This is a genomic window from Gordonia ajococcus (assembly GCF_012974285.1).
Lineage (GTDB): Bacteria > Actinomycetota > Actinomycetes > Mycobacteriales > Mycobacteriaceae > Gordonia > Gordonia amicalis.
On sequence record NZ_CP052884.1, the window covers coordinates 2,801,444 to 2,825,166 of the forward strand.

Genomic DNA, 23,723 nt, shown 5'->3' on the forward strand with positions numbered 1-23,723 from the left:
CAGAGCATTGGCCGAGAGTCGCCGCGCCGACGGCACGCTGCGGACCTTCGCCAGCCGACGGCCCGAGTGGTTCGCGGTGCTCACCACACTCGCCTACGCGCTGCCACTGCTGGGACTGAGGCTGCTCGATCCGGAGGCCGCTGACGTCACGGCCTCGGCGAGTCCGGCGCAGTTCGTCCAGTTCGCGTGGATGGTCCTGGTGCCAGCGGTCTTACTGACAGCGTTGGGCTGTTGGGGTGCTGCCGGATTCACCGGTCGACCCACCTGGCGCAGCCTGGTTCTGTTACTGCCGCTCATTCTGCTCTACGTCGTCGTCCCGGTGATCGTCCTGGTGATACCGGCACTCTCCGAATTTGCCGACCACAGCCTCGGTTACTTCGCGCTGGTCGCCGTCGCCGCAGTCGCAGTGGGGTTCGGCGACGAGGCCACCTTCCGCGGAGTGATCCGCCACTGGTCCTCATCACCGCTGTCGGTCAGATCTGGACGCTCCTACTACCGAAGGGGAGTTCTGGCCCGGACGTCTTCACCGTGGTGATCGAACTGGTGATGGGTGCGATGGCCGCCGCTTACGGGATCTGGCTGCTCCGCCGCATACCCGTCGACCCGCCGGGAACGGCACGTCCTCGCCGATCCCGGGGGCCGCAGGCGCGCTAACCGCTGTTGCGCAACGCGGTTGCCAGGCCGTTCATGGTCAGCTGGATACCGCGGCGCACGAGTGGGGTGTCCTCCCCCGCGCGGAACCGGCGCAGCAGTTCCACCTGGAGCAGATTGAGCGGCTCGAGGTACGGGAACCGGTTGTAGACCGAACGTTTGAGGGCCGCGTTGTCGTGCAGCAGATCATCGATGCCGGTGATCTTGGCGCACATGCCGATCGTCCGCTCGTGCTCGTCGACGATCATTCCGAAGACCTGCTCGCGCAGTTCCTCGTCGGGTACGAGCTGTGCGTAGCGATGTGCCAGACCCATGTCGGACTTCGCCAACACCTGCGCCATGTTGGACATGACGGTGCGGAAGAACGGCCACTTCTCGTAGTAGCGCTGCAGGGCCTCCAGGCGGGTCGGGTCGTCGGCCACCCACTCCTCGAACGCGGAACCGGTGCCGTACCAGCCCGGCAGCATCACCCGCGACTGTGTCCACGACAGCACCCATGGGATCGCGCGGAGATCGGTGATCTTCTCGGTCTGCTTTCGAGACGCCGGACGACTGCCGATGTTGAGGGCACCGATCTCCGACAACGGTGTGGAGGTGGTGAAGTACTCGACGAACCCCGGTGTCTCGTGCACGAGACGGCTGTAGGCCGCACGTGCCCTGGCGGCGATGTCGTCCATGATCTCGTACGCCGACTCCGATTCGTCGCCGAGACCTTCGACGTCGAGCAGCGACGATTCGATGGTCGCGGCCAGCAGTGTCTCCAGGTTGCGGCGGGCGGTCACCGGCTCGGCGTACTTGGCGGCGATGATCTCGCCCTGCTCGGTGATGCGCAGCGACCCCTGCACCGCGCCGGGCGGCTGAGCGAGGATGGCGTCGTAGCTGGGGCCGCCGCCGCGGCCGACGGTTCCACCGCGACCGTGAAAGAGCCGCAACCGGATTCCCGACCGGGACGCCGCCTCCACGAGGTCGAGCTCGGCGCGGTACAGCGCCCAGTTGGCGGCCATGTAGCCGCCGTCCTTGTTGGAGTCGGAGTATCCGAGCATGATCTCCTGCATGCCGTTCTGGTACTCCACGAGCGCCCGGTAGAAGGGCACCTCGAGAACGGCGAGCAGGGTCGCAGCGCCCTGCTGCAGATCCTCGATCGTCTCGAACAGCGGTACGACCCGCACCGTCGAGCGCGGGTCGTTCTCGCCGGCGGCGCCGGGGTCGTAGAGGCCGGCCTCCTTGAGCAGGATGAGCGCTTCGAGCATGTCGCTCACCGAGGTGCACATGCTGATGATGTAGTTGGGCACCGCTTCCGGACCGAACGTCGCGACCGCCTTCGCGGCCGCCCGCACGATCCCGAGCTCCTTGGTCGCCAGCTCGCTCAGTTCCGCATCGGGACTGGTGAGGGGGCGGCGCCGCTGCAGTTCGGCGGACAGGATCTCGACGCGTTCCGCCTCGTCGAGCGAGGCGTAGTCGCCGTGCACGCCCGCCCAGGCGAGGAGCTCGGCGACCACTTCCTCGTGCATGTCGGAGTTCTGCCGCATGTCGAGCCCGGACAGGTGGAAGCCGAACGTGCGCACCGATTCCCGGAGGGCCAGGAGCCGGTCGTCGGCGATGGAGGCGTCGTTGTTGACCCGCAGGGCCGCGTCGATGACGTCGAGGTCGACGAGCAACTCGGCGGCGTCGGAGTAGGGCGGTTTGCCGTCGACGAGGAACAGATCGCTCGACGAGAGGAAGTCCTCGTCGAACATCTGGTCGGCGGTCGCCGCGAGGCGGGATCGGATGTGCCGCAACGCGAGCCGAAACGGCTCGTCGGCGCCGGGGTCCTCGGGGTCGGCACCGGCGAGTTCGAGCAGCGGTTCGGTTCCGGTGATCAGCCGCGCCGACATGCTCAGTTCCTGGGCGAGGTTCTCGAGTTCGGCGAGGTGGTGTCCCACCGCGGTCTCGGCGGCCAGCGTGGCCGCCAGGGTGACCACCTCGGCGGTCACGAAGGGGTTCCCGTCGCGGTCGCCGCCGATCCAGGACCCCATGCGGATCATCGGCTCGTCGGCGAGACCCGCGCCGGGGTAGGCCGACCGCAGGGCGGCGCGCACGGAGGTGTTGATGGCCGGCACCACGTCGAAGAACGAGGCGTCGTAATAGCGCAGCCCCGAACGGATCTCGTCCTGGATGGTGAGTCGTTCGAGGCGGATGAGCGCGGTCTGCCACAGCGTGAGGATCTGACGCCGGATCGCTTCGGTGACCTCGGCGTCCTCGTCGGGGGTCAGTTCGGTACGGCCGCGGAAGCGCATCAGCTCGGTGATCCGGTGCTGCGCCTCGAACACCGTGCGGCGCCGGGTCTCGGTGGGATGGGCGGTGATGACCGGCACGACGTTGGCGTCGGCGAGTGCCTTGCCGACCTCCTCGTCGCCGAGTCCGGCGTCGGCGAGCTGCCGGTAGGTCGCGGCCAGGCTGGACTTCTGCGGCGGGTCACCGGCTCGCACGTGAATGGCACGGCGACGTTCGCGGTGGATGTCCTCGGCCAGGTTGGCCAACAACGCGAAGTGACTGAAGGCGCGGATGACCGGAACCGCGGTGGACACGTCGAGGTCGGTGAACATCTCCGCGAGTTCGTTGCGGTCGATCTCGTTGCGGCGCACGCCGAAAGCGGCCACACGAGCTGATTCGACGAGATCGAAGACGTCGGTGCCGGAATGTTCGGCGACGACCTCGCCGAGGATGCCGCCGAGCAGACGGATGTCCTCACGCAACGGTTCGGTGAGTGCACGGCCCTCGTCGTCGACGACGATGTGGTCGACGATCGACATGGACGGACGAGATGCCGGGGCTCCCCGGGAGGGGGCGGTTTCACTCATGCGACCAAGTATCCCGAGATCGGGGCCATCCGGCATCCCGGAGAAAGCATCGGGCGACGCGTTTCACGCGTCGCCCGAGGTCCGAAGCAGAAACCAGCTCAGGAGAGTTTGATGTCGACGCCCACGCCGACGATGAAGATCACCCAGATGAGGCCGACGAAGATGGTCAGCCGGTCGAGGTTGCGTTCGACGACGCTCGAACCCGACAGGCTGGACTGGACACCGCCGCCGAACAGCGACGACAGACCGCCACCCTTGCCGCGGTGCAGCAGGACGAGCACGATCAGCAGCACGCTGGTCACGATCAATCCGATGTCGAGTGCACCTTGCACAGTCACGAGTCGAAACGCCCTTCCGTAAACACCTGGAGATACAGCTGTAGCAGGTGGTGCCGACGTGAGCCGACACCAACCTGCCACAGTGTACGCGTGGGTGTGACCCGTCAGGGCAAGGGGCCACCCGCGGCGATCGCCGACAGTGTCGCGAACTCGTCCGACTTCAGCGACGCGCCGCCGACGAGGGCACCGTCGACGTCGGTCTGGCCGACGATGTCGCCGACGTTCTTGGCGTTCACCGAGCCGCCGTAGAGGATGCGGACCGAGGCCGCGGTCTGCTCGTCGGCGATCTCCGCGAGGGTCTCGCGGATCGCCTTGCAGACCTCCTGGGCGTCGGCGGCGCCGGCCACCCGGCCGGTGCCGATGGCCCAGACCGGCTCGTAGGCGATGACGGTCTTGGCGATCTCGGCGGCCGACAGGCCGGCGAGGGAGCCCTTGAGCTGTGCCACGTTGTACGCGACGTGCTCACCCGCCTCGCGGATCTCGAGCCCCTCGCCGATGCAGACGATCGGGGTGAGATCGTGCTTGAGCGCGGCCCTGGTCTTGGCCAGCACGATCTCGTCGGTCTCACCGTGCAGGGTCCGACGCTCCGAGTGGCCGACGACGACGAACGTGCAGCCGAGCTTCGCGAGGAAGGCACCGCTGATCTCGCCGGTGTAGGCACCCGAGTCGTGCTGCGACAGGTCCTGCGCACCGTAGGTGAGCAGGAGCTTGTCGCCGTCGACGACGGTCTGCACGCTGCGGATGTCGGTGAACGGCGGGATCACCGTCACGTCGACCTTGTCGAAGTACTTCGCGGGCAACGCGAAGGCGATCTTCTGAACCAGCGCGATGGCCTCGAGGTGGTTGAGGTTCATCTTCCAGTTGCCCGCGATGAGCGGTTTACGAGTTGCCATGGTTCAGCTCTCCAGCACCTTCAGTCCGGGGAGTTCCTTGCCCTCGAGGTACTCCAGCGATGCGCCACCTCCGGTGGAGATGTGCGAGAAGTCGGAGTCGGGCAGACCCAGGGTCCGCACCGCGGCGGCCGAGTCGCCGCCACCGACCACGGTGAACGCGCCGTTGCCGGTCGCACCGGCGATGGCCTCCGCGACCCCGCGGGTGCCGGCCGAGAACTTCTCGAACTCGAACACACCGGACGGACCGTTCCAGAAGACGGTCTGGGCACCCGAGAGGACCGCGGCGAATCGCTTCACCGACTCCGGTCCGATGTCGAGACCCATCCAGCCGTCGGGGATGGCGTCGGCGGCCACCGTCTGCGCCTGGGCGTCGGGGGCGAACTTGTCGGCCACCACCACGTCGACGGGCAGGTGGATGACGTCGCCGAAACGCTCGAGCAGGCTCTTGCAGACGTCGATCTGGTCCTCCTGCAGCAGCGAGGTACCCACCGGATGGCCTTGTGCGGCCAGGAAGGTGAACGCCATGCCGCCGCCGATGACCAGCGTGTCGACCTTGGGAGCCAACGCCTCGATGACCCCGAGCTTGTCGGAGACCTTCGAGCCGCCGAGGACGACCGCGTAGGGGCGGGTCACCTCGTCGGTGAGCTTCGACAGGACCTCGACCTCGGCCGCCACCAGCTCTCCCGCGTAGTGCGGGAGGAGCTTGGCGACGTCGTAGACCGAGGCCTGCTTGCGGTGGACCACTCCGAAGCCGTCCGACACGAACGCGCCGTCCTCGCCGACCAGTTCGACGAGGGCCTCGGCGAGCTTCTCGCGTTCGGCGTCGTCCTTGGAGGTCTCCCGCGGATCGAAGCGGATGTTCTCCAGGAGCAGGACGTCGCCGTCGGTGAGACCCTCCGCGCGGGCGAGCGCGTCGGTTCCGACCACGTCACCGGCGAGCTGCACGTTGCGGCCGAGTTCCTCGCCGAGGCGCGCCGCGACGGGCGCGAGCGAGAACTTCGGGTCGGGCTCGCCCTTCGGACGACCGAGGTGCGCGGTGATGATCACCTTGGCACCGGCGTCGATGAGCGCGTTGAGGGTGGGCAGGGAGGCGAGGATGCGGCCGGGATCGGTGATCGTCGACCCGTCGAGCGGGACGTTGAAATCCGAGCGGACCAGCACTCCCCGACCCGAGACACCCTCTTCCAGAAGGTTCTTCAGAGTGGGAACACCCATGAGGCGTTGACTCCTCTTTCCGTTGTACGACGAGTGGACTAGAGCGAGTTGCCGACGAGACCGATGAGGTCGACGAGGCGGTTCGAGTAGCCCCACTCGTTGTCGTACCAGGACACGACCTTGGCCTGATCGTCGATGACCTTGGTCAGCCCGGCGTCGAACAGCGAGCTGTGCGGGTCGGTGACGATGTCGGAGGAGACGATCGGGGCGTCGTAGTACTTCAGGATGCCCTTCAGCGGGCCCTCGGCAGCGGCCTTGAGCGCGGCGTTGATCTCATCGGCGGTGGCCGACTTGGCCAGCTGCGCGGTGAGGTCGGTGACCGAGCCGGTGGGGATCGGCACACGCAGGGCGTAGCCGTCGAGTTTGCCCTTCAGCTCCGGAAGCACCAGGCCGATGGCCTTGGCGGCACCGGTCGAGGTGGGCACGATGTTGATGGCGGCGGCGCGGGCGCGACGCAGATCCTTGTGCGGACCGTCCTGCAGGTTCTGGTCCTGGGTGTAGGCGTGGATCGTGGTCATGAGGCCCTTGACGATGCCGAACTCGTCGTTGAGGACCTTGGCCAGCGGGCCGAGGCAGTTCGTGGTGCACGAGGCGTTCGAGATGATGTTCTGGCTGCCGTCGTACTTGTCGTCGTTGACGCCCATGACGATGGTGATGTCCTCATCCGACGCGGGGGCCGAGATGATGACCTTCTTGGCGCCGGCATCCAGGTGACCCTGGGCCTTGGCGCGTGCGGTGAAGATGCCGGTCGACTCGACGACGACGTCGACGCCCAGGTCGCCCCACGGGATCGCGGCGGGGCCTTCCTTGACCTCGAGCGCCTTGATCTTCTTGTCGCCGACCACGATGGTGTCGTCGCCCTCGAGGCTGACGTCGTCGGACAGGCGGCCGAGGATCGAGTCGAACTTCAGCAGGTGTGCGAGAGTCGCGTTGTCGGTGAGATCGTTGACCGCGACGATCTCGATGTCAGTGGTGCCCAAAGCCTTTTGCGCTTCGACGGCACGGAAGAAGTTGCGGCCGATCCGGCCGAATCCGTTGACGCCTACCCGAACAGTCACAGTTGTGCTCCTTAGCGGTATTCATGGTCAGGCCTGTGGGTCAAGCCCTGCTGGCCGCGCCGTGAGCGGTCACCGATGGCACACGAGTGATCCCCGGTCCGCACACGTCGACCTCAGCCTAGTAGGAGGGGTTCGGTCCGGCACACCGCAGGTCGGTCTGTCGGCTTTCCCGCTCCGCTCAGGCTTCGTCGAGGAGCTCCGAGGTGACCGCCGCCTCGGTATCCGGGATGCCGTCCTGGCGCGCCTTCTTGTCGGCCATCGACAGCAGACGGCGGATGCGTCCGGCGACCGCGTCCTTGGTCATCGGCGGGTCGGCGAGCTGGCCGAGTTCCTCGAGAGAGGCCTGCCGGTGGGTGATGCGCAGCTGGCCCGCCGCGACGAGGTGATCGGGCACCTCGTCGCCGAGGATCTCCAGAGCGCGTTCGACGCGAGCGGCCGCGGCCACCGCCGCACGGGCCGAACGTCGGAGGTTGGCGTCGTCGAAATTGGCGAGGCGGTTGGCGGTCGCACGCACCTCGCGGCGCATGCGGCGTTCCTCCCATACCAGGCGTGTGTCGTGGGCACCCATCCGCGTGAGCAGCGCGCCGATCGCCTCGCCGTCGCGGATGACGACACGGTCGGCGCCGCGGACCTCGCGGGCCTTCGCGGTGACGCCGAGCCGGCGGGCTGCGCCGACGAGCGCGAGCGCGGCCTCGGGTCCGGGGCAGCTGACCTCCAGCGCCGACGAACGCCCGGGCTCGGTCAGTGATCCATGGGCGAGAAATGCTCCGCGCCAAGCGGCTTCGGCATCCGCGACGCTACCGCCGACGACCTGGGCCGGAAGGCCGCGCACCGGGCGGCCACGCAGGTCGAGCAGGCCGGTCTGCCGGGCGAGGCCCTCGCCGTCCTTGGTGATGCGCACGATGTAGCGCGCCGACTTGCGCAGCCCGCCGCCGCGCAGGACGTGAACGTCGGAGCCGTAGCCGAAGAGGTCGTGGATCTCGCGTCGCAGGCGCCGCGCGACATTGCCCATGTCGACCTCGGCCTCCACCACGACGCGGCCCGCCACGATGTGCAGACCGCCGGCGAAACGCAGCAGCGCCGACACCTCGGCTCTCCGGCAACTCACCTGAGTCACCGACAGGCGACTCAGCTCGTCTTTCACCGCCGCCGTCATCGCCACCGGTCCCTGTCCTCCTGTCAACAGCCCACACGTCCCTCGAGAAAACGCCGAATCATCGCCTGGCTCAGGCGTCCGCCCGGTCAGAGTAACGGTTCGATTCACCTTCGCACAGTTCGTTCACCACGGCGGCGACTTTCGCCGGGTCATGGACCTGGCGGCCGGGTACCGCCACATCGCCGACGTTCAGTTCGGCGCCGAACAGTCCGGCCGCGCGTACGAGATGCTCGCGTTCGCGTCCGGCCGGTACCGACGACGCGTCGACCAGGACGTGGTCGACGCGGAACGTGTCGGCATGGGCGTGCAGGACGTGCAGATGCCGCTCCACCGAGAACCCGGGCGTCTCCCCCGGTTCGGGTGCGAGGTTGACCGCGAGCACCTTTCGGGCGCCGGTGCGCTGCAACGCCTTGAGCTGCTCCGGCACCAGCACATGCGGGATCACGCTGGAGAACCAGGAACCCGGGCCGAGCATCACCAGGTCGGCGGATTCGATTGCCTCGACCGCACTTTCACAGGCCGGTGGATCCTCGGGGATCAACCGCACGCGGCGCACCTTGCCGGGCGTCGTCGCGACCGCGACCTGACCGCGGATCTCGCGGCTGATGCGCGGGTCGGCCTCGAGCCCGGACACGTCGGCCTCGATGTCGAGCGGGACGGTCGACATGGGCAGCACCTGTCCGACGATCCCGAACATCGACCGCAGCTCCTGCAGTGCGGCGACCGTGTCGCCGAGAACCTCGGTGAGACCGGCGAGCATCAGGTTGCCGATGGGGTGTCCGGCGAGTGCGCCGCGACCACCGAAGCGGTGTTGCAGCACCTCCGCCCACAGCTCGTGGCGGCGTCGGGTGTCGGGATCTCCGGCGGTCTGGAAGTCCTCGAGGGCCTTCGGCGCAGACATCAACGCGGCCAGCGCCATTCGCAGATCACCGGGCGGGATGAGTCCGAGCTCCGCACGCAGGCGGCCCGACGATCCCCCGTCGTCGGCGACCGTCACCACCGCGGTGATGTCGGTACTCAGATAGCGCATCGCGGTCAGTGTCGCGTACAGGCCGTGGCCGCCTCCGAGGGCGACGATCTTCTGGGTCATTCGCGCCCCAGATCACGGTGCATCACGCGCACGTCGTAGGAGGCCGCGCCGGCGTCGTCGACGGCCTTGCGGAGCCGGTGGGCGAGCTCCTCGGAGATGGCGACACTGCGATGTTTACCGCCGGTGCAGCCGACACTGATCGTCATGTAGCGCTTGCCTTCCCGCAGGTAGCCGCGACCGACGATGGACACCAGACCGGTGTAGAGGTCCAGGAAGTCACCGGCGTCGGGCTGACCGAGGACGTAATCGCGGACCGGCGCCTCCTGACCGTTGTGGTCGCGCAGTTCGTCGATCCAGTGCGGATTGGGCAGGAACCGGACGTCGGCGACGAGATCGGAGTCGATGGGCAATCCGTATTTGAAGCCGAAGGACTGCACCGCGATGCTCAGCCGCGGTTCGGTGTCACCGGGTGCCACACCCTCCACCACGGAACGCAACTTGGCCGCGGTCAGCCCCGAGGTCTCCACGACGAGGTCCGCGACGTTCTTGATGGGCGCCAGGATCGCACGTTCGCGGGCGATGCCCTCGATGAGGGTCTCCTTGCCCTGCAACGGGTGTCGGCGACGAACCTGTTCGAACCGGCGGACCAGTGCCTCCTCGCTCGCGTCGAGGTACAGCAGACGGGTACGAATCCCCGACTGTCCGAGGCTGTCCCGCAGCTGCTCGAGTTCATGGGCGAGGTTGGGGTCGGAAGCACGCAGCACCATGGCGAGACGAGTGATCGTGGGGTCGCTCTCGCGGACCATCCCGACCATCGTCGAGATCAGTGAGGGCGGAACGTTGTCGGCGACGTACCAGCCGTCGTCCTCGAGTACGTTGGCCGCCGTCGAGCGACCCGCGCCGGACATGCCCGTGACGAACAGGACGGTCAGTTCGTCCGGCGCCGCGTCGGGCGTGCCATCAGCCGGCCTCTCGTCGTGTTCGGCCTCGGCCCGCTCACTCATCGACACCCCGTCCCGCGTCACCGGTCACCACCGTCATCTCTGCCTCGTTCACCGTCTCGCTCATCACCGGCGACACGGTCTCTGCAACCATGTCACCGCCGAGTGCGGTCTGCACGGCACGCGCGGTGGTCAGGCCGATCCCGGGTACCTTGGCGATCTCCTCCAAGGATGCCTCACGCAGACGCGCGACCGATCCGAAGTACGTCACCAGCGCGGTGCGTCGCGTCTTCCCGAGACCCGGGATGCCGTCGAGCACCGACTCGGTCATCCGCTTGCTGCGCTTGCTGCGGTGGAAGGTGATGGCGAACCGGTGCGCCTCGTCGCGTACACGTTGCAGCAGGAACAGGGCCTGACTGCTGCGCGGCAGGATCATGGGGTCGTCCTCGCCGGGCACCCACACCTCTTCGAGGCGTTTGGCGAGGCCGATCACCGAGACGTCGGTGACGCCCAGTTCGTCGAGGACCGCTGCCGCCGCATGCACCTGTGGTGCACCGCCGTCGACGACGAACAGGTTGGGCGGATACGCGAACTTCCGTGGCTGCGCGGGGGTCTGGGGCTCGGCGCCGACCTCCCCCGACTCCGGTGGTGGTGCGTCGCGGTCGGCACGGTGACGCAGGAAACGGCGGCGGGTGACCTCGGCGATCGACGCGACGTCGTCGGAATGGCCGTCACCGGCGGCGTGGCGGATCGAGTAGTGCCGGTAGTCGGACTTGCGCGGCAGACCGTCCTCGAACACGACGAGGGAGGCGACCACGTCGGTGCCCTGCACGTGCGAGATGTCGACGCACTCGATGCGCAACGGCGCCTGGTCGAGCATCAAGGACTCCTGAAGCTCGGTGAGCGCGGCCGACCGGGTGGTCAGGTCGCCGGCGCGTCGGAGCTTGTGCTGTGTGAGCGCTTCCCCGGCGTTCCGGGCGACGGTCTCGAACAGCGCCTTCTTGTCACCGCGCTGCGGCACCCGCAGGGTGACCCTGCTCCCCCGCAGTCCGGACAGCCATTCCTCGAGTTCGGCTGCGTTGGCCGGCAATTCGGGGACCAGCACCTCACGCGGCACCGACTCGCCGTGTGCGCGGTCCTCACCCACGTCGACCGTGGCGTCGAAATCGACCTGCGCACCGTAGAACTGGGTGATGAAGTCACCGATGACATCGCCGTCGGTTCCGTTGTCGCTGCGTTCGACGACCCAGCCTCGCTGACCTCGGACTCGGCCGTCGCGCACGTGGAAGACCTGGACCGACACCTCGAGTTCGTCGCCGGCAACCGCGACGACGTCGGCGGTGGTGCCGTCTCCGAGCACCACGGCCTGCTTCTCCATGGCACGCCGCAGTGCGCCGATGTCGTCGCGCAGGCGGGCCGCGCGCTCGAAGTCGAGGTCCTCGGCCGCAGCCGTCATGTCACGTTCCAGCTTGCGGATCAACAGGTCGGTGCGGCCGGCCAGGAAGTCGCAGAAGTCCTCGACGATCTCGCGGTGTTCCTCGGCGTCGACCCGGCCGATGCACGGCGCGGCACATTTGTCGATGTAGCCCAGCAGGCACGGACGGTCGATCTGCTGATGCCGCTTGAACACGCCCGCCGAGCAGGTCCGCGCCGGGAACACCCGCGTCAGCAGGTCGACGGTCTCACGGATCGCCCACGCGTGGGAGTACGGCCCGAAGTAGCGCACGCCGCGGCGCCGAGGACCGCGGTAGACGAACAGCCGCGGGTACTCCTCGTTGAGGGTGACGGCCAGCATCGGATAGGTCTTGTCGTCGCGGTAGCGGACGTTGAACCGCGGATCGAATTCCTTGATCCAGTTGTATTCGAGCTGGAGTGCCTCCACCTCGGTGCCCACGACGGTCCACTCGACCGACGCCGCCGTCGTCACCATCTGGCGGGTGCGCGGGTGCAACGAGGCGATGTCGGCGAAGTACGACGTCAGGCGTGACCGGAGGTTCTTGGCCTTGCCCACGTAGATGACACGACCGTGCTCGTCACGGAACTTGTACACCCCGGGATCGGTCGGGATGGTTCCGTGAGCAGGACGGTAGGTAGTCGGGTCGGCCACGTGTTCCAGGCTAGTTGGCGGGTCGGACGGTCCCGCGATAGCGCTCTTCGAGCTCGCGGAACCGCGCCATCGCCTCGATGGCCCGCGGACCGTCGCCCGCCTGGACCGCCAGCACGGTGATGTGTTCGTCGGACGGGAACAGCAGCCAGGCGCCGAACCCCTTCTCCGGATAGGTCAGTCCGAGGACCTTGTCCCAGGTGAACAGGCGCGTGGGTACCAGGTTGCGCACCTCGACGCCCTCGGGGCCGACACGCAACCGCGGCCGGGTCAGCAGCAGGGCGGCGCCCGTGAACAGGACACCGATGAGGATGATCGCGACCTGGTCGGCGCCGCCGAGGTTACGGACGCCGACGTCGTCGATCGTCAGCAGCAGCCCGAAGGTGATGTGGATCGCCATGATCACGACGGCTGCCGCGATCGCGTATCGCGGCAGCTTGCGCGGCCGGTACACCAGGTCCCAACGAGGGGAGGTCACGCCGATGCTCCTCCGACCGCAGTCGGCAGGGCTTCGCCGCGTTGCAGTGCACGAAGAGTCAGTGCCGAGGCCAGCGCGGCGACGGTCGCCTGCGCGCCCTTGTCCTCGGTCGAGCCGGGCAGGCCGGACCGCGCGATCGCCTGGTCCTCGGTCAGCACCGTCAGCACACCGTTGCCGACGGGGGTCGACTCGTCGAGCGAGACCCGGGTCAGCCCGGCGGTCACCGCGTCGCACACGTACTCGAAATGCGGTGTCTCGCCCTTGATCACGACACCGAGCGCGACGACGGCGTCATGGGTGCGGGCGAGCGCCTGCACGATGACCGGCAGTTCGATCGCACCGGCGACCTGCACGACGGTGGGCTCGGTGACACCGTTCTCGCCGGCCGCCCGGAGCGCACCGTCGAGCAGTGCGCCGCAGATCTTCTCGTGCCACTGCGACGACACGATCGCCAGCCGGAGCGTGCCGGCGTCGGCGAGTTCGAGGGTCGGTTCTCCGTGGCCGCTCATGCGGGGGCTCCTTCGGATGCGTCGTCGCTGGGATGCGCGTGATCGTCGAGGCCCACGAGGTCGTGTCCCATCCGGTCGCGCTTGGTGCGAAGGTAGCGCAGGTTCTCGGCGTTGGCGCGCACCGGCATCGGCACGCGGTCGACGATGTGCAGGCCGTAGCCGTCGAGGCCGACGCGCTTGGCCGGGTTGTTGGTGAGCAGACGCATCGACGTCACCCCGAGATCGACGAGGATCTGGGCGCCGAGGCCATAGTCGCGGGAGTCGGCGGGCAGGCCCAGTTCCAGGTTGGCGTCGACGGTGTCGGCCCCGGCGTCCTGCAGCTGGTAGGCCTGCAGCTTGTGCAGCAGGCCGATGCCGCGTCCCTCGTGACCGCGCATGTACAGGATGATGCCGCGGCCTTCGGCGGCCACCATCTCCATCGCGGCGTCGAGCTGCGGACCGCAGTCGCAGCGCAGCGAGCCGAAGACATCGCCGGTGAGGCACTCCGAGTGCACACGCACCAGGACGTCGTGTCCCTCGCCGTCCTCGCCGGCGATGTCGCCCTTCACCAGGGCGACGTGCTCGACGTCGTCGTAGACGCTGGAGTAGCCGACGGCGCGGAAGTCGCCGTGGCGGGTCGGGATCCGGGCGTCGGCGACGCGCACGACGTGCTTCTCGTGGCGGCGACGCCACGCGATGAGGTCGGCGATCGAGATCAGCGCGAGGTCGTGTTCGTCGGCGAAGACGCGCAGCTCGTCGGTGCGGGCCATCGAGCCCACGTCCTTCTGGCTGACGATCTCGCAGATGACGCCGGCCGGTGCGAGGTCGGCGAGGCGGGCCAGGTCGACGGCGGCCTCCGTGTGGCCGGGACGACGCAGCACGCCGCCCTCCTTGGCCCGCAGCGGGACGACGTGTCCGGGACGGGTGAAGTCGCCGGCCGTGGCCGCCGGGTCGGCGAGCAGACGCATCGTGGTGGCGCGGTCCGAGGCGCTGATCCCGGTGCCGATGCCCTCGCGGGCATCGACGGTCACGGTGTAGGCGGTGCCGTGCTTGTCCTGGTTCATCGAGTACATCGGCGGCAGGCCGAGGCGGTCGCAGGCGTCGCCGTCGAGCGGGACGCACAGGTAGCCCGAGGTGTAGCGGACCATGAAGGCGACGAGCTCCGGGGTGGCCATCTCGGCCGCGAAGATCAGGTCGCCCTCGTTCTCGCGGTCCTCGTCGTCGACCACGACGACGGCCTTGCCCGCGGCGATGTCGGCGATGGCCCGTTCGATCGTGTCGAACGTGACTCCCTCACCACTGGTCACGTCGTCACCGTCACGCGGCGATTCGTTCATCAGAACCTCACTCGTTGTGCTCATTTCGCCCCCGCGACATCCTTGTTGCCGGAGCCCAGGTGAAGGCGCTCCACGTACTTCGCGATCACGTCGACCTCGAGGTTGACCACGGTGCCCGGCGCGGTGGCACCGAGATTGGTCTCGTTGAGGGTGGTGGGGATCAGGGAGATCTCGAACCACGAGTCGTCACCCGATCCGCCCACCGACGAGACGGTCAACGACACCCCGTCGACGGTGATCGACCCCTTCTCGACGAGGTAGCGGGTCAGCTTCTCCGGGACGCCGATCCGCACGACCGTCCAGTTCTCCGACGGACTGACGGACAGGACGCGCCCGGTCCCGTCGACGTGGCCCTGCACGATGTGGCCGCCGAAACGCCCGTTCGCGGGCATGGCGCGCTCGAGATTGACGGTGCTTCCCGCGGCGAGGTCGGACAGGGAGCTGCGGCGCAGCGTCTCACCCATCACGTCCACGGTGAACTCGCCGGGACGGAGGTCGACGACGGTCAGACACACGCCGTTGACCGCGATGGAGTCGCCGTGGCCCGCATCGGCGGTGACGATGGGTCCCCGCACGGTGAAGCGGGCTGCATCAGAGAGATCCTCGCGGTCGGCGATGACGCCGAGTTCCTCCACGATTCCGGTGAACACGCACTCCTCCTGCTCGCTCGGAGCAGACAGGGCGGCACTGTGTCGCCTGTTCTCTCGCATCCGGACTGTGACCGTCGGCTCCGGAATCTCACCGAATCTGCTGTCCCTGCCGTTCGACAGGCGCTCGCGGGCTGGAAGATGCGTATCCACCGCACCCTCATCACCGCCGGTGGGGAATTTCACCCCGCCCCGAGAACTGGTGATATCGACGCTAGCACGATGCAGGAACGGCGTCGCATTGCGATTTCGCTGAGTGAAATGGATGCCTGTCGGCGTGTCGCTCATCTCGGCCTGCTCAGTCCTGCCGGATCGTCGGCGAACGCCGTGCGAGTGTGATTAAGACGTCATCGCCGAGCGTCGTCGTGTGCGCGGTGCGGAACCTCTTGGCGTCGGCGAGCGTGATGACCCCGGGTATCTCGACGGAGCTACGACCGGCGCCCAGCACCATCGGCGCCACGTAGGCGTGCACCTCGTCGACGAGCCCGGCGTCGAAGAAGGCGCCCAGGATGTGCGGGCCGCCCTCCACCAGGACCCAGAGCGCGTCGGGAAGTGCGGCGAGGACGTCGGCCGGGTCGTGTGATCGGACCAGGACCAGCGGCCCTCCGGTGTCGTCGCGGAGGTTGGCGTCGGCGGGCAGGTCGCGGTGTCCGAGCACCACGCGTGACGGCTGCTGTGGGTACAGGCCGCCGGCAGAGGTGCGGGCGGTGAGTGTGGGGTTGTCGGCGAGTGCGGTGCCGGTGCCGATCACGATGGCGTCGAGGTGTGCGCGCTGCCGGTGGGCGTGGTCGCGCGCTTCGGGACCGGTGATCCACTGACTGGTGCCGTCGGGTGCGGCGATCCGGCCGTCGACGCCGGCGGCGATCTTGGCGGTGACCATCGGCCGCCCGAGCCGCTGGCGGGTGAGCCACGGACGCAGTGGACCGTTCTCCACGGTGTCGGCCGCGACTCCCCCGGTCACCCGGACGCCGGCAGCCCGCAGGGTGTCGGCGCCGCCCGCGGCGACCGGGTTGGGGTCACCGACTGCGTAGTGAACCTCGGCAACCCCCGCTTCGATGAGTGCCTGCGAACACGGCCCGGTGCGCCCGGTGTGGTTGCAGGGCTCGAGCGTGACGATCGCGGTACCACCCCGCGCTGCCTCGCCGGCCGCGCGCAGTGCCATCACCTCGGCATGCGGGCCGCCCGGCGGTTGGGTCGCACCGACGCCCGCCAGGGTGCCGTCGGCCGCCAGGATCACTGCTCCGACAGGAGGATTGGGCGAGCTGACACCCATGGCCGCATACGACGCCTCGACGGCGCGATCCATGGCGGCGGCGATGTCCACGAGGTGCGTCAGACGTCGCTCTTGGCGCGCGCCCGGGCGGCGGATTCGCGCAGGGCGGCGACGGCCTGGCCCGGGTCGGCGGCACCGTAGACGGCCGAGCCGGCGACGAAGCAGTCGATTCCGGCCTCGGCGGCTTCTTCGATGGTGTCGGCGTTGATTCCGCCGTCGATCTCGACGAGCAGCCTCAGGTCCTCGGCGTCGATGAACTTGCGGATGGCGCGGGCCTTCTCGAGGACCTCGGGCATGAACTTCTGTCCGCCGAAGCCGGGTTCGACACTCATGATCAGTAGGGTGTCGAAGTCGCGGAGGATCTCCAGATAGGGATCGAGCGGGGTACCCGGCTTGATCGACAGGCCGGCCTTCGCGCCGGCGGCGCGGATGTCGCGGGCGACGCCGATCGGATTCTCGGCGGCCTCCGCGTGAAAGGTGACGTTGTACGCGCCGGCCTCGGCGTACGGCGGCGCCCAGCGCTCGGGGTTCTCGATCATCAGATGGCAGTCGAGCGGGATGTCGGTCGCCTTCAGCAGGCTCTCGACGATCGGCAGACCCAGGGTGAGGTTCGGCACGAAGTGCGCGTCCATGACGTCGACGTGCAACCAGTCGGCACGGGTGGCTCCGGGCTTGGCAACGGCCGCCGCCTCGTCGGCGAGATTCGCGAAGTCCGCGGACAGGATGGACGGGGCGATCATGGGCGCGTTAACAGCGGTGCACATGGTGGACAAGTGTAGGGCGAGGTGGGCGGTGCGGACGAAAGCGTTCGGGCGTCTCAGACTCCGTTGGCCGGCCAGCCGGGGGACGGAGGGAGAGTCGGCCAGGGTTGCGAACCCGTCTCAACACCCACCGCGGGCAAATCCGGGTTCGAGGGAAGGGCATCGCATGCCACGATATCGGCTCGGTTTTCTCGTCCGACGCCGAGTCGGTCGTAGAAGGTGACGTGCCAATTTCCGAACACTGAATACGAAGGAGCCCGTCTGGCACCTTGTTGTTTTTCCGGCGGGCTCCCGTTTGCAGATCGCGTGAACTCGATCGTGACCGGATATCCCCACGGCTTCCCGATCTTCCTCCACTCAGAATCGCGCGACGGAAACCGTTGCTCGATCGACAGAATCTCGCTCCGACAAAGAATCAGACGACTCGTGGCGCCGCTGTCCACGCGTCGTAGCGGACGATAGAAGACGGTGTTGACAACCTTGCGAGTGGAACTGTTGCTCACCACTTCTTTGACTTGTTCATCAATTCCTCTCGGAGATGCGTCGACGAACCCGGGGTACCCCCACTCGGCGGATTGTCCCTGGAACGCGAGCTCAAAGGATTCGACGTAAGCACGAACGAACGTTCCTTCCCCACTCATGAAATCGAGGGCGCTTCCGGGCACCCAGCGAAAGGAAGTATCCAGGTTCGGCGGCATGCCAGCGTCTTCCGGGGGTTTCGTGGTACGCGATACGCCGGAAACTGAGGGCGAGTCCTGAGGCACACCACAGCCCGCAGCTCCGATCGCAAGGACCGCAACGAGTAAGCACCCGACGAAACGCGCTCTCTCTGAAAAACTCGCTTGCACTCAACTACCTCTTGTACGCGTGTTCGAAGTTTTCGTTGTGACGGAGAGCAAATGAATTGATATCCGACTTCAGCAAGCGCTGAGCATAAGAGGCAGCCTCCTCAACATCAGCTACCTCCGGCATGACCTTGGTGCGTTTCATCTCCTCGAAATCAACCTCACCGTCTGGAGCAAACAGTTTTCGGAAATCTGGATCATCAGCTATCTCGGGATGCGAACTGAAGTAGCCTTCCAGTATCTGCGCGTATTTGGCGTTGGGCTCAATCTGCGATGTGTACATCTCGGTTCGCAACCTCTGTAGTTCCGGGTCCGCGATTATCGTGTCCGGGTCCGTGGGCAGCCCCGAGAAATGAAGTTGCGCCTGTGGGGCCACACCACCGAGCAAGACTCTCACAGCAGGGTCCAGACCCGGTACTGCCGAGAGCAAACCGTACGCACTCTCGAACATTGCACCCCTGGCAGCGGCATCGCGCGCCGCCAAGTGACGACCGTCAACCTTGGTTTCCTCGATGTGCGAATCCAGACCGCTGGCCATCGCACCTTCCAAACGACCGGTGACTTCGCCGAGTCCGTAGTCGTGCGGGTTGCGGCCGAATTCCTCTTGGAGGACGTCGATCTGCAAAGCAGTCATCGAATTAACAATTCGCCCGGCGTCGGCGTCCGAGTTCAGAATCTGGAAAGTCGCCTTCAAATCGGCTAGATCGACTTCAGCAACTCCATGCGAGTCGAACAGTCGAGGATCTGCTCCACCCATCACAGCAGTGTGGGGACCTATAGCCGAAGCCAGGGTACGGGCCAGCTCACCGTTCAGTTCTCCCAACGCACTCTTGTCGTCCCCGATGTCTATGAACGCCTCCTTGTTGTCACCGAAGTACTGGGTGAGGGAGGTAGCGATCTGCCCTGCTCGTTCACTCTCCGCCAGAGCCTCCAGTGAGCTACCGTCGGCGGCATAGGCGGCCCCGGGCATCCAATTGAAGAGCTTGTTGACACCCGAACTCTCGTTGCCCGCACCGTCGGTCCAGTCGAAAGTGAACAGGTGCTTCAAGCTTTCAGCGTCCTTGAAAGTCTGCTCGCGGCCCTCGACGTCGTACACGGAAGGCATTGAACCGGTTGTTGCGCCACCAGTCGCGGCCAACACGGCGTCGTGGATCGCAATGTGATCACTCCCAGCGACGTCGAGCATCCGTATCATCAGGGCTTCGGCATCTGTCTTGGACACGTTGTGGGGGTTGAAAAGTCCAGGATTCGAGACGAGCTCATCACCCCCGACTGCAGCGATCTCTCCCGCCCGCGCAACCAATGCTCGGTCGACATCGCTACCGAGCTGAACCGACGTAGACCCGCCCTCGGTGTCAACCGAGCGATGCTCCAGGATATCCATCACGGTTTTCAAATCATTGAAAGTCTTCAGGTCGGTCACCGGCCTGTGCCCGCCTGAGTGCGGACCCGTATCTGGCACGGTGACGTTTGCTTTGCTGGCCGCGGGATTGGTCAGGACTTCACGTATCGGCGACGAAAGCTGACCCATACCGCCGCTAACGAACTTCGACTCAGGGGACAGTCCCATCTGTTGCAAGGGACCAGCCAAGAACGTCGGCTCGACCTGCTGATCTGTCCGTAAATTAGGGTTGCCAAGCATATAGATACCATCACCGAGTGCATTCTTGAGCTTGGATCTTTCCGCGCCACTGTATTCGTCGCCGAAACGCTTCAACGCGTCGAGTGAGTATGGCGCGGAGCCTTCAGCGCTCTGCCCCCAATTAGGCGTGTAGATGGCCTTCAGGTAATCGAACTGCTCCTTCGAGATGACCGCTTCCTCGCCGCGTGCCAGTGCCGCACGCTGTTCGGGGGTCGAGCTGGTCGCGCGGTAGAAGCGTTCCTTCTGCTCCGGTGTCGCGGTCCCGCTCATGATCGCCTGAACGTCGCGGCTCGCCTGTCCTGCGGAGAAGCTCGATCTGAGCGGAGCACTGATCTCTGCATTGCCGAAGACCACATTCAGCGCGCGTGCACCGTTCCGGTCGTCTTCCCCGATCTGGTCCGCCAGCGACTGCAGCGACAGTGTCGCAGTCTTCGCCTCCTCCGCACGCTTGGCTTGGTCGTTCAGAATCGACTGCTCGGCTGCGCTGCCGGCGTCTACCCCCTTCAACTCAGCCGCGTAGTCACGAGCGTCGCGCACGGTCCAGTCATCCGAGACGCTGAACTTGTCGAATTCGAGGCCGAGCGCTTTCGTCAGAGCAGTGCTTCGGTTGGGGCTGATCGCGGCGGCGGTGTCGTGCAGCACCCTTGCGGCCGCGTTGAGTTCGGTTCCGAGCTTGTTGATCTCGTCTCGGTCAGACGCCGTGCGGTCTTCACACGCACGCCTGGATTTGCCCGACCAGCCCGTCACGTTCATCGGGGCGTCGGCCATTGTCCTGGTCTGGGTTCGTAGGTTTTCGGCCGTTGTCTCCAGCGATTTCGCAGACTGGAGCAGGACCATCACATCCCAGCTGGTGACCGTCGATCGAGTCGGACGGCTCATCAGAACACGGAAATGGCTCGGAAACCGCTCGCCAACTCTTCATCGGTATCGGCGAACTCGGTGGCCACCTGGTAGCACGTCTGCGACACCGCATCCATGCGGGCGGCCGCGCGTCCGAGAAGGGTACGAACGACGTCGTCCTTACCGGCGCAAGCGGCGCTGAACGCTGATCCAGGCATCGCGGCAGCTGCGTCAGCGAGACCGGCACTGCCCGACCAGAGCGCCCGCGTGGCATCCGAACACCCGGCCAACGTCTTGCCGACGCCCTCGATCACTCCCTTTTCAGCTTCCAGGCGATAAGTCACTGTGAGTCCCCCGTCCCCGGCATCAATGCCCCTTGACGCCCCTCGACTCAGACAACCTAGTACGAGACACTACGAAGTGGGGATTCAGCATCCACAACCGGCCGAGCCGAGTCGCACACCGCCCAGGTAGCGCAAGGTTCGTTTACGGAACCCTCACCATCGCCCACACATCTGGACCGTCGTCGGGCAAAGACACCTTCCCGGCCACCTCGAACCCGAGTCGTCCGCCCGCGCGGCAATGTCCGCTCTGTCTCCGTACAGGTCGACAACTCGGGATGCGATGTCGCCGAACGCCTCGTCGAGACCTGTCGAGGACGGAGTGATCCACACCGCCACGGCGGCAAGGTCGTCCGATACCCAGACGCGGCCGCACCGCTGCCATTCTCGGCGAGGAACAACCGCTGCAACGACCGCACTCGGTCGCCATGGTCACGCGCATCCACCGTGCGCCATGTGAACGGATAGTCGGCGAAGGCCTGGCCGAGGGTTTCTGCGCAGCGTCGACGTCAGCCGGAGTCGCCTGCCGAATCAAAAGCGCGGATCGTCACGCCGTTGGACGTTACCCGGCGCCGACACCGCTCAGGCGACCGCGAACAGCTGCAGCAGCTTCGTTTCGATGACGCTTTGTTCAGGGTCTCGATGCCCGACGGCCGGCGGTGCCGTACTCCGATGTCGTGCACCGGTCGGAGTGATGACGTCGATGACCCGGATGTCGCCGGACATGCGGACCGAGTACGTCCAGCCATCGGCCTCTTTCGCGCGATTATGGGTGACGCAGATGCCGTCGGCATTCGCCTCGCTGGTCGGGCCTTCATGCCGATGCGGTTTGGCGTGGTCGATCTCGGCGATAGGCGCCCCGCAGTACGGGGTGCGACACCGCTGATCTCGCAACCGGATGAAATGCGCCAGTGCGGGCGGGAATCCGCGGGAACGGGACTCCATCGCCACCAGCACACCATCGGACGGACGCGCATAGACACGGCGCAGCGTCGAGGCGGTCTCACCATCGGGCGACACCGACGCGGCGACGAGTTCCCGTGCCACTGCTGCCGGAATCGGTCCGTACCCCTTCACTTCGGCCGCCGAATCGTTGAGCCCGAGCAGGCACTCGTCGGACAGGACCATGTCCACCGACACCGGAACCGGTTCCGCTGCGGATCGACCGGTGACTCGTTCGACCAGCGCGTCGGCCATGATCTGCGCATGCGTGCGATCGTCCGCACCGACGACCGAATCGGCGTGCTTCTTGAGCGCGGCATACACCGAGATCCCCTGCGTCATCGGCAACAGCGCCGACAGCTTGGTCATCAGATCGGGCGCCGGCCGCACGCTGACGCGACGGTCTTTCTCGGCCTTGGCCTTTCGCGCGACCACGGCCGCCGGCTCGAGTTCGTACGCGTGACGCTTCGCCCGCGCTTCGATCTCTCGGTCCGAGGCGCCCACCAGCGCCTCCGGATCGCCACACACCCGCCGGTCGATCTCCTCCCGCGATTCGCGAGTCAGATAAGCGGTTTCGCGGACGAGGATCGTGGCTCGCCATTCTGTCAACACCCCGTCCGTGAGTGCGGCCATCGTGTGCGGCATCTCGTGCGCCAGAGCACGAGCGAACCCGAGGTACTGACTCCCCTTCTGCGGTGAGGCCTTGCGCGCCAAGCCGACTTCGGCGGCGAGCCCTCGACCCCGGCGCGGTTGCGGAACATTGCGCGCGGCCTCGTCGTCCGCACGCAGCCGGTCGAGATTCGCGGTCTCACGCACCTGGGCCGCAGTGCACGCCGACTTGATCTCCTCGAGCAGAGTCAGCCGCTCCACCGACTCGGCCTCGCCAGCCCCCGCAGCCATGCCGGCAAGGAGGCTCACGAGAGCGCGCAAGTCGCCCGTTGCCGGCCTCCGTGTTTCCGGTACATCAGTCTCGTACATACGTTCGATAGTACGTGAATACTTACTGCTCCGCCGCATCTTTCCACAACCACATCCCACCCGGATCACTTAGCTGTTGAGTTCAGTGAACAATCATGCAACACTTAGCCACATGGCAAACAGTTCGGTCACACTCGACGACCTCTTCGGCGCACTGTCGGATCCGACCCGCCGCGCCGTCGTCGAACGCCTCGGGCGCGGACCCGCGAGCGTCGGCGAACTCGCCGACCCCTTCCCCATGACCCTTCCGTCGTTCATGAAGCACCTGAAGGTCCTCGAGGACAGCGGACTGGTGATGACCAAGAAGACCGGCAGAACCCGAATGTGCACGCTCGACCGTCGACGCCTGCGACGCCTGCAGACCTGGCTCGAACACCAGCGCATCGTCTGGACCGAACGCACCGACCGACTCGAAGCCTTCGTCACCGAACCCGAGGAGACACCATGATCGACCCCGAACTCGACCTGACCCTGCAACGCATCATCCGCGCACCGCGACAACGGATCTGGAATGCGTGGACCCGACCCGAGCAGCTTGCGAAATGGTGGACGCCCTCCCCGACCATCACCCGGGTCGAACGACTCGAGCCACGCCCCGGCGGCGCTCTCGTCACGCAGATGAGCGACGACGGCGAGACCTTCGTCCCGCACATGGATGCTGTCTTCCTCGTCGTCGACGACAACGAACGCCTGGTGTTCACCAACGCGATCGACAGTTCCTGGCGGCCCGCCGAACCCGCGCCGGTCCCCATGACCGCCGAGATCACCTTCGCCGAACACGCCGACGGAACCGAGTACAGCGTCGTCGTCCGCCACGGCAATCCATCCGATCGCCACCGACATCATGAACTCGGCTTCTACGACGGCTGGGATTCGGTGACCGCCGCGCTCGCCGAACTGGTGGAAAGCGAGGCCACGCAATGAA

21 protein-coding genes and 1 riboswitch are annotated in these 23,723 nt (G+C 66.7%); of the genes, 3 read left to right on the forward strand and 18 right to left on the reverse strand.

Annotated elements, in window-relative coordinates:
- Positions 1 to 7 precede the first annotated feature (7 nt).
- Complete coding sequence (locus GAA2_RS12650) at positions 8 to 535, forward strand: hypothetical protein (RefSeq protein ID WP_024497116.1); 528 nt, start codon at positions 8 to 10, stop codon at positions 533 to 535.
- A gap of 115 nt (positions 536 to 650) precedes the next feature.
- Here GAA2_RS12650 and ppc read toward each other — a convergent pair whose 3' ends face one another.
- From ppc to GAA2_RS12740, 18 genes are all read right to left on the reverse strand, one after another.
- A complete protein-coding gene (gene ppc, locus GAA2_RS12655) occupies positions 651 to 3,491 on the reverse strand; it encodes a phosphoenolpyruvate carboxylase (protein WP_191834380.1) in 2,841 nt (946 codons plus the stop codon).
- A 98-nt stretch (positions 3,492 to 3,589) separates the two neighbouring features.
- On the reverse strand, positions 3,590 to 3,823 hold the full coding sequence (secG, locus tag GAA2_RS12660; protein ID WP_006357231.1) for a preprotein translocase subunit SecG: 234 nt from the start codon (positions 3,821 to 3,823) through the stop codon (positions 3,590 to 3,592).
- Between the two features lie 110 nt (positions 3,824 to 3,933).
- Positions 3,934 to 4,722, reverse strand: coding sequence for a triose-phosphate isomerase (gene tpiA, locus GAA2_RS12665; RefSeq protein ID WP_024497118.1), 789 nt, complete (start codon positions 4,720 to 4,722; stop codon positions 3,934 to 3,936).
- 3 nt (positions 4,723 to 4,725) lie between these two features.
- The gene (locus tag GAA2_RS12670; protein ID WP_159405603.1) at positions 4,726 to 5,937 is read right to left on the reverse strand and encodes a phosphoglycerate kinase; all 1,212 of its coding nucleotides are present in this window, start codon (positions 5,935 to 5,937) and stop codon (positions 4,726 to 4,728) included.
- A 38-nt stretch (positions 5,938 to 5,975) separates the two neighbouring features.
- Positions 5,976 to 6,995: a type I glyceraldehyde-3-phosphate dehydrogenase gene (gene gap / locus GAA2_RS12675; protein WP_006436277.1), complete on the reverse strand. Its 1,020-nt coding sequence runs from the start codon at positions 6,993 to 6,995 to the stop codon at positions 5,976 to 5,978.
- A gap of 178 nt (positions 6,996 to 7,173) precedes the next feature.
- Positions 7,174 to 8,151 carry a DNA-binding protein WhiA gene (gene whiA / locus GAA2_RS12680; RefSeq protein ID WP_174324723.1) on the reverse strand — a complete coding sequence of 326 codons (978 nt, stop codon included), beginning with the start codon at positions 8,149 to 8,151 and terminating at the stop codon, positions 7,174 to 7,176.
- A 70-nt stretch (positions 8,152 to 8,221) separates the two neighbouring features.
- On the reverse strand, positions 8,222 to 9,241 hold the full coding sequence (locus tag GAA2_RS12685; protein ID WP_191834381.1) for a uridine diphosphate-N-acetylglucosamine-binding protein YvcK: 1,020 nt from the start codon (positions 9,239 to 9,241) through the stop codon (positions 8,222 to 8,224).
- Complete coding sequence (rapZ, locus tag GAA2_RS12690) at positions 9,238 to 10,185, reverse strand: RNase adapter RapZ (RefSeq protein ID WP_191834382.1); 948 nt, start codon at positions 10,183 to 10,185, stop codon at positions 9,238 to 9,240. Before rapZ ends, GAA2_RS12685 begins: the two co-directional genes overlap by 4 nt.
- Positions 10,178 to 12,229 carry an excinuclease ABC subunit UvrC gene (gene uvrC / locus GAA2_RS12695; RefSeq protein ID WP_191834383.1) on the reverse strand — a complete coding sequence of 684 codons (2,052 nt, stop codon included), beginning with the start codon at positions 12,227 to 12,229 and terminating at the stop codon, positions 10,178 to 10,180. The genes rapZ and uvrC overlap by 8 nt, the downstream gene beginning before the upstream one ends.
- Positions 12,230 to 12,239: 10 nt before the next feature.
- A complete protein-coding gene (locus GAA2_RS12700) occupies positions 12,240 to 12,704 on the reverse strand; it encodes a PH domain-containing protein (protein WP_096273940.1) in 465 nt (154 codons plus the stop codon).
- Positions 12,701 to 13,213 (reverse strand): 6,7-dimethyl-8-ribityllumazine synthase, encoded by a 513-nt coding sequence (gene ribH / locus GAA2_RS12705; RefSeq protein WP_096273938.1) that lies wholly within the window; start codon positions 13,211 to 13,213, stop codon positions 12,701 to 12,703. Before ribH ends, GAA2_RS12700 begins: the two co-directional genes overlap by 4 nt.
- Positions 13,210 to 14,529 carry a bifunctional 3,4-dihydroxy-2-butanone-4-phosphate synthase/GTP cyclohydrolase II gene (locus tag GAA2_RS12710; protein WP_096273936.1) on the reverse strand — a complete coding sequence of 440 codons (1,320 nt, stop codon included), beginning with the start codon at positions 14,527 to 14,529 and terminating at the stop codon, positions 13,210 to 13,212. Before GAA2_RS12710 ends, ribH begins: the two co-directional genes overlap by 4 nt.
- A 20-nt stretch (positions 14,530 to 14,549) precedes the next feature.
- Positions 14,550 to 15,179 carry a riboflavin synthase gene (locus GAA2_RS12715; protein WP_024497123.1) on the reverse strand — a complete coding sequence of 210 codons (630 nt, stop codon included), beginning with the start codon at positions 15,177 to 15,179 and terminating at the stop codon, positions 14,550 to 14,552.
- Positions 15,180 to 15,223: 44 nt separating this feature from the next.
- Positions 15,224 to 15,380: riboswitch (FMN riboswitch) on the reverse strand.
- Between the two features lie 94 nt (positions 15,381 to 15,474).
- Positions 15,475 to 16,500 carry a bifunctional diaminohydroxyphosphoribosylaminopyrimidine deaminase/5-amino-6-(5-phosphoribosylamino)uracil reductase RibD gene (ribD, locus tag GAA2_RS12720; RefSeq protein ID WP_024497124.1) on the reverse strand — a complete coding sequence of 342 codons (1,026 nt, stop codon included), beginning with the start codon at positions 16,498 to 16,500 and terminating at the stop codon, positions 15,475 to 15,477.
- Between the two features lie 8 nt (positions 16,501 to 16,508).
- Positions 16,509 to 17,213, reverse strand: a complete 705-nt coding sequence (gene rpe / locus GAA2_RS12725; RefSeq protein WP_024497125.1) for a ribulose-phosphate 3-epimerase — start codon at positions 17,211 to 17,213, stop codon at positions 16,509 to 16,511.
- Positions 17,214 to 18,062: 849 nt separating this feature from the next.
- Positions 18,063 to 20,576 carry a hypothetical protein gene (locus GAA2_RS12730; protein ID WP_024497126.1) on the reverse strand — a complete coding sequence of 838 codons (2,514 nt, stop codon included), beginning with the start codon at positions 20,574 to 20,576 and terminating at the stop codon, positions 18,063 to 18,065.
- Positions 20,576 to 20,881, reverse strand: a complete 306-nt coding sequence (locus GAA2_RS12735) for a hypothetical protein (protein WP_024497127.1) — start codon at positions 20,879 to 20,881, stop codon at positions 20,576 to 20,578. The genes GAA2_RS12730 and GAA2_RS12735 overlap by 1 nt, the downstream gene beginning before the upstream one ends.
- 579 nt (positions 20,882 to 21,460) lie before the next feature.
- Positions 21,461 to 22,720 (reverse strand): DUF222 domain-containing protein, encoded by a 1,260-nt coding sequence (locus GAA2_RS12740; protein ID WP_024497128.1) that lies wholly within the window; start codon positions 22,718 to 22,720, stop codon positions 21,461 to 21,463.
- Positions 22,721 to 22,910: 190 nt separating this feature from the next.
- On the opposite strand from GAA2_RS12740, the gene GAA2_RS12745 reads away from it, so the two are divergent.
- Both GAA2_RS12745 and GAA2_RS12750 read left to right on the forward strand, forming a co-directional pair.
- Entirely contained in the window at positions 22,911 to 23,246 is a 336-nt protein-coding gene (locus GAA2_RS12745) for an ArsR/SmtB family transcription factor (RefSeq protein ID WP_024497129.1), read from the forward strand.
- The gene (locus GAA2_RS12750) at positions 23,243 to 23,722 is read left to right on the forward strand and encodes an SRPBCC domain-containing protein (RefSeq protein ID WP_024497130.1); all 480 of its coding nucleotides are present in this window, start codon (positions 23,243 to 23,245) and stop codon (positions 23,720 to 23,722) included. The genes GAA2_RS12745 and GAA2_RS12750 overlap by 4 nt, the downstream gene beginning before the upstream one ends.
- Position 23,723 lies beyond the last annotated feature (1 nt).

What these genes read in the sequence shown, in the direction of transcription:
- GAA2_RS12685 (WP_191834381.1), bottom strand. Translation starts at nt 9,241, where the DNA reads ATGACCCAGAAGATCGTCGCCCTCGGAGGCGGCCACGGCCTGTACGCG.
- ppc (WP_191834380.1), bottom strand. Translation starts at nt 3,491, where the DNA reads ATGAGTGAAACCGCCCCCTCCCGGGGAGCCCCGGCATCTCGTCCGTCC.
- GAA2_RS12710 (WP_096273936.1), bottom strand. Translation starts at nt 14,529, where the DNA reads ATGAACGAATCGCCGCGTGACGGTGACGACGTGACCAGTGGTGAGGGA.
- GAA2_RS12670 (WP_159405603.1), bottom strand. Translation starts at nt 5,937, where the DNA reads ATGGGTGTTCCCACTCTGAAGAACCTTCTGGAAGAGGGTGTCTCGGGT.
- rpe (WP_024497125.1), bottom strand. Translation starts at nt 17,213, where the DNA reads ATGTGCACCGCTGTTAACGCGCCCATGATCGCCCCGTCCATCCTGTCC.
- rapZ (WP_191834382.1), bottom strand. Translation starts at nt 10,185, where the DNA reads ATGAGTGAGCGGGCCGAGGCCGAACACGACGAGAGGCCGGCTGATGGC.
- tpiA (WP_024497118.1), bottom strand. Translation starts at nt 4,722, where the DNA reads ATGGCAACTCGTAAACCGCTCATCGCGGGCAACTGGAAGATGAACCTC.
- whiA (WP_174324723.1), bottom strand. Translation starts at nt 8,151, where the DNA reads ATGACGGCGGCGGTGAAAGACGAGCTGAGTCGCCTGTCGGTGACTCAG.
- ribH (WP_096273938.1), bottom strand. Translation starts at nt 13,213, where the DNA reads ATGAGCGGCCACGGAGAACCGACCCTCGAACTCGCCGACGCCGGCACG.
- GAA2_RS12750 (WP_024497130.1), top strand. Translation starts at nt 23,243, where the DNA reads ATGATCGACCCCGAACTCGACCTGACCCTGCAACGCATCATCCGCGCA.
- GAA2_RS12745 (WP_024497129.1), top strand. Translation starts at nt 22,911, where the DNA reads ATGGCAAACAGTTCGGTCACACTCGACGACCTCTTCGGCGCACTGTCG.
- GAA2_RS12740 (WP_024497128.1), bottom strand. Translation starts at nt 22,720, where the DNA reads ATGGCTGCGGGGGCTGGCGAGGCCGAGTCGGTGGAGCGGCTGACTCTG.
- GAA2_RS12730 (WP_024497126.1), bottom strand. Translation starts at nt 20,576, where the DNA reads ATGAGCCGTCCGACTCGATCGACGGTCACCAGCTGGGATGTGATGGTC.